Source organism: Phycicoccus sp. CSK15P-2 (assembly GCF_016888005.1).
Classification (GTDB): Bacteria; Actinomycetota; Actinomycetes; order Actinomycetales; family Dermatophilaceae; genus Phycicoccus.
Map to the genome: position 1 here is coordinate 1 of NZ_JAFDVE010000034.1, position 10,264 is coordinate 10,264.

Below are 10,264 nucleotides of genomic sequence, written 5' to 3' on the forward strand. Positions count from 1 at the left end.
GGGGCCCACCGCCACCCCCACCCCCTCCCCACCACGTGTGGGGCCCCCCGGGCCCCCCCCCCCGCGCGGGGCCCCCCCGCTGCTCGTATGTCCGCCCGGCACGCGTGGCTCCGCTTCTCCGCCACCGGCCCCGACCTCCCGGACGGGCTGGACCTCGACCCCGGCTCGTGGCAGGCGCGGCTCACCGCCTTGCACGCCCGGTGGTACGACGGCGTCGCCCCGCCGGCCGTCGCCGCGGTCTTCGTGCTCCAGTGGCTGCTCCAGGTCCCCGCGCACACCGCGGCCTGGGCCGCGGCAACCGGCCCGTGGCGGGCGGGCGACCTCGGAGGGCTGCGCTTCTCCCGTTCCGCTGCGCTCGTCCCGGACGTCGTCCGGATCACCTCGCTCCACCCGGACGACCGGAGCGGCTCCGACCGCCTCGAGGCCGCCGAGGAGGACTACCGGGCGGTGGCGGAACCGCTGGCGCACGCCTACCAGGCCCCGGTGCGACTCGGCCCGCACGTCCGGTCGGCCCTCGTCGACGACATGTGGGTGGCGGCACGTCAGGACGCGGATACAGCGACGGGTGCCGCCCCGTCCGTGCCGCCCGAGCGGGCCTCCTGCTGTCTGCTCTACGCGCTCCCCGGGTGCCACGAGTGCGCCGGATGCCCCCGCCTGCGGACGGCGGCGCCGTAGCGGCCTGTCTCGCAGGCGTCCTGCCCCAGGTGCCGGCTCCGGGCGTCCCGGCGTGCTCGACGAATGATGACCGTCGACGGTCTGGACCGTAAATCTTTCGTCAAGAGCTGTGGTTGGGGAGGCGGGCCGTGTGGGGGTGCGCCAGTCTCTGAGTGCTCGTGGTGCGTCGGGGTGCTCTGGAGGTTCGCGATGGTGTCGGGGTCTGCTGTGTCTGGTCGGGTGGGCCGGCTGCGGTCGGTGGTGGCTGTGGCGGCGTGTGTGGTGGCGGTGGTCGCCGGGGTGCAGGTGCCGGCGGTGGCTGCGTCGGGTGGGGCGGGTGCGTCGTCGGTGTCGAGCGACCCGACCCCCCAGCCGAGGGGCCCGGGGGAGCGGGGGGAGTCCCGGGCGTCGGCTCGGGCGAAGGCTCCCGAGCCCACCCTGCTGGAGCGGTTCACTCCGACGAGCCGTACCCGGGAGCTCGAGAGCGGCGTGACGCGGGTGGAGCAGTTCTCGTCGGTGCGGTTCACCCGCACGAAGGATGGGTGGCGGGAGCTGTCGGGGGTGCTGTCGGCCGGTGGTGGCCGGGTGGCGGCGAAGGCGGATGCGATGGCGCATCCGGTGTGGTTCGGGACGGACCCGCGTGCGAGCTTGTTCGATGTCCGTCTGGCGCAGGGGTCTGCGACGGTGTCGATGCCGGGTGCGCGGCGGGTCCGTCCCACGGTGGAGGGCGGGGAGGAGGTCTCGACGGTGACCTACCCGTCGGTGGCCACCGATACGGATCTGACGTACCGGGTGTCGGGGTCGCGGGTGGAGAAGATGCTGGTGTTGGGGTCGGCTGAGGCGCCGACGTCGTTCACGTTCCGGGTGTCGGACCCGAAGGGGCTGTTGGGCACGCCGGAACCGACCGGGGGCGGGGGGTACCGGTTCGAGCGGGATCTGGGGGACGGGTTGTTCCTCGAGCTGGGTCGGGCGGTGGCGTGGGAGCAGGGGGGTGAGCCGGGGCCGGAGACGTCGGCGTCGCAGTCGGTGACCAAGGTCGAGGGCGGCTGGGAGGTCACGCTCGCGGTGGACGAGGCGTGGCTGGAGGGCAGGGAGTTCCCGGTCGTGCTGGACCCGACGATCGAGTACACGTGGCCGGCGGGGACGTTGGCGACGGCTTACGCGCCGGTCTATCAGGACACTTGTCCTGAGGCTGGGTGTGAGCTGGTGGCGACCAGTGACGGGTCCATCTTCGTCGGGCATGAGGTGGGGTATCTCCACGCGAACCTGTCGAACTTCCCGCGGTGGCTGCCGATCTCCTCGGCGGTCGTCACGGCCGTGGACGTCGACAACAGCACCTTCGACGGGCTCACCCCTTCGTTGATTCCGTTCCCGAACGACCATGCGGATCCGCAGACCGCCTGGGACGTCGTGGCCGTGATGGACGAGCAGCAGGGCAACTGGGTCGGCGAGGGCATCTTCGACTACGACTACGAACCGGTCGAGACCGGGCGTGCGCTGGCGTACGACGTGCGGCAGACGATCACCAACTGGGTGCGGCAGGGACAGGGGGAGAAGGTCCGGTTCGGCGTCGCGCGCTGGTGCAACGGATGTGAGGAGTCTGCGCGCAGAAGTGCCGCCGCGGAGGCGTGGCAACAGGCAGATACGGACGCAGCTCGTGTGCGGGATTTCAAGCTGACGATCGAGTACCAGGGGCGGCCGTTGCCGCCGCCGATCCCGGTGGACCAGACGTTCGGGTGTGGGTGTGCGTGGTTCCGGGGTGCGGGGGTGGTGGAGCATCCGTTGGACCCGGTGAACACCGCGGCGGGGGCGCAGGTGGAGACCCAGGTGGATATTCCGGCGGCGCCGGCTCCGGGGGTGGCTTTGGACCTGGGGCGGACGTTCAACGGTGGGGACGATCGGGTCGGGGTGTTGGGGGCGGGGTGGACACACGCGTTCGACGCGGCCCTGGAGGTCGACGAGGACACCGGGAACGTGGTGTTCCGGGACGGCACGGGTGGGCGTGGCCGGTTCGTGGCCCAGAGCGACGGCTCGTACGTGGGCGGCGCCGGGGTGACCGCCACCCTGGTCGGGGATGCGGGGTCGGGGTGGACTCTGACGGCGACCTCGGGTGAGGTGCTCACCTTCGACGCCTCCGGGCGCCCGGTCAGCGACCTCGACGACACCGGGCAGGGGGTGAGCTACACCTACCGCACCGACGGGGTACTCAAGAGCGTGACCGACAGCCTGGGCCGGTCGCTGCGGTTCACCACGGACACCAGTGGGGGCGGGCCGGGTCTGGTGACAGGGGTGAGCACCGACGACGGCCGCCGGGTGCTCTACCGGTACACCGAGATCGCGGGGGCCCCGCGCCTGACCAAGGTCATCGGGGTGGACGGCGCGACGACGACGATCAGCTACGACGAGGAGTCGGGCGCGCTGACCGGGATCCGGGACGGCAACGGCGATGTCGCGGCACGGAACGTGTACGACCCGGAGACCGGGCGGATCGTGGAACAGACGAACGAGGCCGGTCATACCTGGACGTTGTCGTGGGACGAGGCGGCTCAGACCGAGACGATCACCGACCCCCGCGGCGGGGTCACGAAGGACGTCTACCACGGCAACGTGATCATCCGGCATGTCGCCGCCGACGGCGGTGAGACGCAGTACTTCTACGACGACGACCTGAACCGGGTGGCGGTGGTCGACCCGCTCGGCAACGCGACGACGATGACCTACGACACGGGCGGCAACATGCTGACCCGCACCACGCCGGCCCCGTTCAACCTGCGCGAGAGGTGGACCTACGACGACGCCGGCCGGGTCACCAAGCACGTCATGCCGGACGGGTACGAGGAGACGACCTACACGTACACCGACGACGGGCGCCTGGAGAGCGAGGGCACCTGGATCGATCGCACCCGCTACGAGTACACGCAGGCCGGGCAGCTGGCCGCCGTGGTCGACCCTGCCGGTGAGCGCACCACGTACGGGTACGACGCCTCGGGGGACCTGACCCGGGTCACCGACCCGCTCGGGCAGGTCACGGCGATGGCCTACGACGACGCCCACCGCCTCGTCGCGGTCACCGACCCGCGGGGCACCGTGCCGGGCTGCGACTGCGCGGGCGAGTACACCACGCGGTACAGCTACGACGCCGCCGGGCGGGTGCTGACCGAGACCGACCCGCTCGGGCGGGAAACCAGGCACACCTACGACGGGGAGGGCAACCGGCTCACGACCACCGACCCCACCGGCGCGACCACCACCTCCACGTACACCCCGACCGGGCAGGTCGCCACTGTCACCGACCCCACCGGCGGGGTCACCACGAACGCCTACGACGAGGTCGACAACCTCGTCGCGGTCACCGACGCCCTGGACCGCAAGACCACCTACGGCTACGACCTGGACCGGCGGATGACGAGCCGCCGCTCCCCTGGGGGGAACCTTCCCGGCCAGAGCGCGGCGCAGCGGGCAGCGCACACCACCCGCTACGGCTACGACCTCGCCGGGCGGCGCACCACCACGACCGTGCCCGACCCCGCCGGGGACGGCGACATCGAGACCACGACGGTCTACGACGAGATGGGCCGGGTCACCACGGAGACCGGCCCCACCGGCGGCGTGACGCGCTACACCTACGACGCCAACAGTCGGGTGGCCACGGTCACCGACCCCACCGGGGGCAGGACCAACCGCGGCTACGACGACCGCGGCCGCGTCTCCTACGAGTCCGGCCCCGACGGCGTCCCGACCCGGTACGAGTACGACCCCCGCGGCCTGCTCCTGCGACAGACCGTCGGCTCACCCTGGGGCGACACCCCACCGAGCATCACCACCCACACCTACGACGACGCCGGCCACCGGACCGCGACGACGGACCCGCGCGGCAACGTCGACGGCTGTGACTGCGCCGCCGACTACACCACCACCTTCACCCACGACCCGGCCGGCAACCTGACCACCACCACCGACCCGCTCGGGCACACGAGCACCACCGCGTACGACGCGGCGGGCCAGGCCGTGGCGACCACCGACGGCAACGGGCACACGACAACGCACGTCTACGACCCCGCGGGGCGGGTCGAGAAGGTCACCACCCCTGGCGGACGCTCGACCGGGTACGGCTACGACGACGCCGGGAACGTCACCGTACGCACCGACCCCCGCGGGAACGACACCACCTACACCTACGACGCCGGCCACCAGCTGACGTCGGTGACCACCCCAGGGGGCGCCACCACCGCCTTCGCCTACGACACCGGCGGGCACCGCACCCACGTGGTCACCCCCGCCGGGACCGCCACCCCGGCCGAGGGCGACGGCACCATCACCACCGGCTACGACCCGCTGGGGAGGGCCACCTCCACCAGCTTCAGCGACGACACCCCCACCATCAGCTACGGATACGACAAGGCCGGTCGCCTGACCAGCATCGCCGACGGGCTCAGCGAGGACCACGGCGACCAGGAACGCACCTACGACGACGCCGGCCGGCTCACCGCGGTGACCCGCGGGGACGACAGCTTCACCTACACCTACGACACCGCCCACCTCACCCAGAGCACCCAGCCCGGCGGGCGCACCACCAGCTACACCTACGACGACCTCGGTCACCTCGCCACCCAGCAGGTCGGCGAGCACACCGTGACCCACGGCTACGACGTCGCCGGCCGGCTCACCAGCCTGACCCGCGCCGACGCCGCGACCACGACGTGGGCCTTCGACCGCGCCGGACGTCCCACCGGCACGACCACCTCCCGCGGCCAGAGCCAGCTGACGTCGATGACCCAGCAGCTCGACCCCGTCGGCAACCCGCTCGCCACCACCGCGACCCACGCCGGCCAGGCCCGGCACACCAGCTACACCTTCGACGACGACGACCAGGTCACCGGCGCCTGCTACGCCCAGACCTGCGCCGCCGGCGCGCCCTCGATCAGCTACACCTACGACGCCAACGGCAACCGCACCCGCAGCGTGCGCACCGGTGTGGCCGACCCCGGCGACATCTCCTCCACCTACGACGAGGCCGACCGGCTCACCACGACGACCGACACCGCCACCGGCGAGCAGCTCGACGCCTACACCTACGACGACAACGGCACCCTCACCGCCGTCACCGGCGCCCACCCCGCGACCTATGCGACCAACCTCGCCGGGCAGCTCACCGCCGCCACCACCAGCAACGGGACCATCGCCTATACCTACGACGGGGCCGGAAACCGCGTCACCTCCACCACCGGCGGCGCCACCACCAGCTACACCTGGGACGCCAGCGGCAACCCCCGCCTGGTCGCCGTCGACGCCCCCGGCACCGCCGGCGACCAACACCTCGACCACGGGGTGGCCGGGCCACTCGCCCTCACCACCGGAGACGACCTGACCTGGTACGTCACCGACCTGCACGACAACGTCACCGACCTCGTGTCCGACGACGGCACCGTGCTCGGGGGGTACGAGTTCGACCCGTTCGGTGTCACCCTCACCACCACCGGAACCGCCCAGGCCGTCACCGACAACCCACTGCGGTTCGCCTCCGAGTACCTCGACCCCGTCACCGGGCTCTACAACAACCGCGCCCGCCAGTACGCCCCCGCCCTCGGCCGCTTCACCGCCACCGACCCCATGCCCACCACCGACGGGGCGGCCTACACCTCGACCTACCTGTACGTCGAGAACCAGCCCCTCACCCACACCGACCCCAGCGGCATGTGCAAGGCGTGCTGGTACGTCCCAGTGCCGCCGGTGCTGGCAGGACAAGGCCCCGAGATGTGGAGTCAAGCCGCCGACGTCGCCTCACAGATGTGGGAGGAGGTCACGTCCGACCCCATCGGCTCGTACTGGAATGTCCAGGCCGGGTTTGGTCGCGAGGCTGCCGACCTGGGTGCACGCACCGCCTGGTGGTCCTTCATCCCCGTGGGAGGAGGCAGGTCGCTCTATGACTGCTACAGCGACTCTGCTGACAGCCTCGAGCGATGGGCCGGTCTCAACCCCGACTCCTACTGGCACGACACCGGAGGCATCGGCTTCACCGTAGCCTCCTTGTTCATCGGAGCCGGCGAGGTCAACGCAGTTCTACGAGCAGGACAAGCAGCCACACGCGCACCCCGCGCCGCAAACGGCCTACTGGCCTTGTCGGCGCCGTCCTCACGGGTGCTTGCAGCGAACTTGGAGGCCGCTGGTATATCCCGACCGGCCGGTTCGGCTGCACACCACATCGTGGCGGGAAGCTCCGCGAAGGCCGCTCAGTCCAGGGCGGTACTGCAACGCTTCGGCATTGACATAAACGACTCCGCTAATGGGGTCTTCCTCCCTAGTCGGATGACATCTCCGAACCCAACCGGAGCCGCTGTTCATTCGAGAATCCATACCAACGCCTACTATGCGGAGGTCAACTCGTTGATGGGCCAAGCCACAACTCGCAGCGACGTGCTCGATGTGCTTGCCTACATCCGATCCCAGCTGCTGTCGGGAGGCTTCCCGTGACACATCACTCGCGCGTCTTCCGACTATCGGTTCCCCAAGGCTTCGAGTGGGCGGTGCCGACCGACCCCGCACATTTCGAGGTTATTCGCAGGCTCCCCGAGCGTCCGCGGGCCAGCGAGTGGACACCCATCCGGATGACTCTGCTCAAGGCCGATGACCAGGGCCGCCCACACCAGCGAGCTGACCTGCCCTGGCTGGGTTCGGAGGTCCTCGTCCTTCGCGACCAGGCAATCGAACCCGTAGGCGGACTCCTACAGTCATACGGCGATGTACTACCCCTCCAGTGCGAAGGTGCCCGACTCGCCCTGTTCTCGGCGCAAGCGGTAGCGGGGGTCCTGGATGAGGAGCACTCCGACATGGTGAGGTTTAGCTCGGGGCGAATCATGGCGCTGCGCTCCCCCGCATTCCATACAGCAGCGCTTGGCGATAGGCAGGCATTCAAGTTGGCCGAGATGCCACGAGGAGACCTCTACATCACAGAGCAGCTCGTTGAGGCTATTCGCGCCACAGGCATGACGTCGGGGACTGACTTCATCCCGGTCGACGTTGAGAGCCACCGACGATGAGTGTCGCAGCCAAGTCCCGGGTCTCGGAGGGTCTGGAGGCCGCTGGCCTGGGAGAGTTCCCATCTGGCGCATAAGGGAAACGTAGTCCAGTGGTCGCAGTGCTCGTGGTCGCGACCAGAGCGATCGCACCCGACCTCCTGATTTCGGTCACCTCGCCCTGGTCGGCGAGGGATCGGGCCTGTGACCGAAGTCAGGTCCGTCCAGCGATTCTCGATGCCCTTACGCGCGTGTCTGGCCGAACGGCGGTGGGCTAAGTCATGACTGTGCGGGTAGGCGGCTTCGAACTGCCAGACGCAATCACAAAACTGTTGGGAGATGAGACCTGGACTACATACACCGAGCGCGACCGGCTGCCCGTCTCGTTGGTCGAGAAGGTCTTTGGGGAAGCCCCGGATCCGACGTGGAAGTTCTACAGCATTGACGAGGCCGAGGTGATGACAGTCGAGTGGCATGAGGAAGACGATGCCGATTGGTTCGGGATTCCCCCGGACGACATCGAAGCGACGAAGTCGGTGTTGATCGGGGAACTCGGATACGAATGGTCCATTCGCGCTCGATTTTCGGGAGCGTGTCCGGTCGTCAGATTCATGACCGTCGAGGGCCGGTGGGTTCAGGTCGCGCACTCGGTAGAGACGTTTCTCGTCGCACTCGGCATCGAAACACAGTCTTGATGCCCACCGTGTTTGCAAAGGCTTGCAGCGTCGTTGACGCGCGATGGCACCAATGCTGGTCTTCGAACCTGACCGGCACGATCGTCCCGGGTACCCCTGCGGTGTGTCTGAGTAGATGTCGGACCCGAGTTCGGTCATTTGGTTAGTGCCTTGATTGCAGGGCGTCGAGGTGGGCTTGCTGCTGGTCGGGGATCGCGGGTGGGAAGGTCTGCTGGGCGCCGTTGATCGCGATGGTCGCTGAGCGCAGGGGGCGGAGCTGACGGACCAGGTTGCGGATGGCGAGCCCGGTGCGGGCCTGGGCTTCACGGGCCACCGCGAGGGCGGTGACGACGATGGTCAGGTGCGCCTCGATCGCCTCGCGTGTGTGGTGGAACATGGGCCGGGCGCGTAGGTCGGTCTTGGACATCCGGAAGGACTGCTCGACCCGCCACAGGTCGTGATACGACCCGATGACCTCGTCGGCGGGCATGAGCGTGGCGGGGATGTTGCTCACGTACCCCTTCAGCCCGACCAGCGACCTCGCCCGGGCCAGCGAAGCGGTGTCGAGGGTGAGCGCGCCACCAGCGTTCTTGACGAACCGCGGGGCCCGCGTGGTCTTCTCCCCGGCGATCACCGCTTGAGCGCGGTGCTCCTGCAAGGTGAGGGTCTTGGCGTCCCGCGCGGCCCGCTTCGCGCTGTAGGCCCACACCGCCCGCCACGAGCCGGGATGCTCACCCGGGTCCCAGGCGGGTTCGGCCTTCAGTTTCGGGTCGTTCTCGAGGCGCCTGTTCGCGTGGCGCGGGGTGATCGTGTCGACGTGCTGCCCGTCGCTGAACGCGTCCCCGTGCCAGCGGAAGTACGACGCCAGGTCGCCTGGGGCTTTGGTGACGCGGGAGCCGACGATGAAGTTGACGCCGGCTGCGTCGAGCTCCTTCAGGTTGGACGCTGAGAGCATCCCGGCATCAGCGACCACCGCCATGCTGGCGAGACTGTGCCGCTCCTGGAACGCCTGGATGATCGGCAACAAGGTGGTCGTCTCCGCTGTGTTGCCTTCGAAGCAGCCGACCTCGAGGGGGAAGCCTTGTCGGTCGACCAGCAGCCCGACCACGACCTGCGGGTCCACCCGGCGCTCTTTGGAGTAGCCGACCTTACGCAGCTCGTCCTCGTTCTCGGCCTCGAAGTACAACGTCGTCACGTCATAGAGCACCAGGGACAGATCACCTGCGGTGGAGGCATGCGCGTAGCAGGCGGCCGCCACCTTCTCCCGGTACCCCTGGGCCTGGACGCGGGCCAAGGTGCGTCGCATCGTCTTCTCACTCGCGGGGTCGACACCCAGGTCCCGCAACACCCGCCCGGCGTCACGAATCGAGGTCGGCTCCACCACCCGCGCGATCACCAGATCCCTGAACACCCGGTCCTGCAGTGCCGCGTCGAACCCGAGCCGGTCGTACACCCCGCCCAGCGCGTCGTACAACAACCGTGAGCTCGTAGCGACCACTCGCGGCGCAGAGACCCACCCTGATCCGGCCGTCGAGGCCGACAGCAGCACCGGCTCCCGCGCCGCGACCATCTCGGCCCGGCCACGGACCTGTTCCACATCAAGGTCGAACGTGTCCTGCCTAGGATCACGCAGCCACTGCTGAGCGGCTTCGAGCAACACCCCCAACTCGGCCTCGGTATGCGCTGACCCGACATGCGCGACAATCCGCCGGCGCCCCCGCACCGACTCCACGACTTGGACCGCCGTCGCCCCGGACGCCGTGCGCACCCGCCGGACCCACGCCATCGCATGAGCCTAGTGTCGCGTGTAGTTAGTTGATTTACGGTTGGTGTGCTGGGACGATGAGGTATGGCGAATCGTCCGGCTCCGGCGTTGGTGTTGCGTGAGGGTGACCGGGAGGAGCTGGCGCGTTTGACGAGGTC

At 69.4% G+C, this 10,264-nt stretch carries 5 protein-coding genes; 4 read left to right on the plus strand and 1 reads right to left on the minus strand.

Annotation, left to right across the window (positions count from 1 at the left end):
• The first annotated feature begins 87 nt into the window (after positions 1-87).
• The 4 genes from JQN72_RS17430 to JQN72_RS17480 all read left to right on the plus strand — a co-directional run bounded on the left by JQN72_RS17430 (position 88) and on the right by JQN72_RS17480 (position 8,362).
• Positions 88-675, plus strand: coding sequence for a (2Fe-2S)-binding protein (locus JQN72_RS17430; protein ID WP_204136416.1), 588 nt, complete (start codon positions 88-90; stop codon positions 673-675).
• Between the two features lie 294 nt (positions 676-969).
• On the plus strand, positions 970-7,125 hold the full coding sequence (locus JQN72_RS18615; protein WP_307812802.1) for an RHS repeat-associated core domain-containing protein: 6,156 nt from the start codon (positions 970-972) through the stop codon (positions 7,123-7,125).
• Positions 7,126-7,178: 53 nt separating this feature from the next.
• On the plus strand, positions 7,179-7,691 hold the full coding sequence (locus JQN72_RS17475; protein WP_204136417.1) for a hypothetical protein: 513 nt from the start codon (positions 7,179-7,181) through the stop codon (positions 7,689-7,691).
• 257 nt (positions 7,692-7,948) lie between these two features.
• Positions 7,949-8,362, plus strand: a complete 414-nt coding sequence (locus tag JQN72_RS17480) for a hypothetical protein (RefSeq protein WP_204136418.1) — start codon at positions 7,949-7,951, stop codon at positions 8,360-8,362.
• Between the two features lie 142 nt (positions 8,363-8,504).
• Here JQN72_RS17480 and JQN72_RS17485 read toward each other — a convergent pair whose 3' ends face one another.
• Positions 8,505-10,127 carry an IS1634 family transposase gene (locus tag JQN72_RS17485; RefSeq protein ID WP_204136419.1) on the minus strand — a complete coding sequence of 541 codons (1,623 nt, stop codon included), beginning with the start codon at positions 10,125-10,127 and terminating at the stop codon, positions 8,505-8,507.
• Positions 10,128-10,264 lie beyond the last annotated feature (137 nt).